Source organism: Paraburkholderia caffeinilytica (assembly GCF_046030355.1).
Taxonomy (GTDB): domain Bacteria; phylum Pseudomonadota; class Gammaproteobacteria; order Burkholderiales; family Burkholderiaceae; genus Paraburkholderia; species Paraburkholderia caffeinilytica_B.
Genome location: NZ_JAQQCQ010000066.1, coordinates 1 through 473, shown reverse-complemented (window position 1 = coordinate 473; position 473 = coordinate 1). Strand labels below are relative to the sequence as shown.

Genomic DNA, 473 nt, shown 5'->3' with positions numbered 1-473 from the left:
TGAAGAAGCGGTGCGTCTGCGTGAAGCGGGCGTGGCGACAGAAGTGATCGCCGTGTCGGCGGGTGTGACGCAGGCGCAGGAAACGCTGCGCACGGCGCTGGCGATCGGCGCGGACCGCGCGATCCTGATTGAGTCGAATGAAGAGCTGCAGCCGCTGGCGGTGGCCAAGCTGCTCAAGGCGCTGGTCGACAAGGAACAGCCTGGGCTGGTCATCCTCGGCAAGCAGGCCATTGATGATGATTCGAACCAGACCGGTCAGATGCTGGCTGCTTTGGCGAATCTGCCGCAAGCCACGTTTGCCTCGAAGGTTGTGGTCGCGGACGGTAAGGCTACGGTGTCGCGTGAAGTGGACGGCGGTGCTGAAACGCTGTCGCTGTCGCTGCCGGCTGTGGTTACCACCGACCTGCGCCTGAACGAGCCGCGCTATGTGACGCTGCCGAACATCATGAAGGCGAAGAAGAAGCCGCTGGAAG

The 473-nt window shown here is 63.2% G+C and carries 1 protein-coding gene; it reads left to right on the top strand.

Annotated features, from left to right (window positions below):
* Positions 1 to 473: electron transfer flavoprotein subunit beta/FixA family protein (locus tag PQQ95_RS36540; RefSeq protein ID WP_408447263.1), on the top strand; the 473-nt coding region annotated here is incomplete at both ends.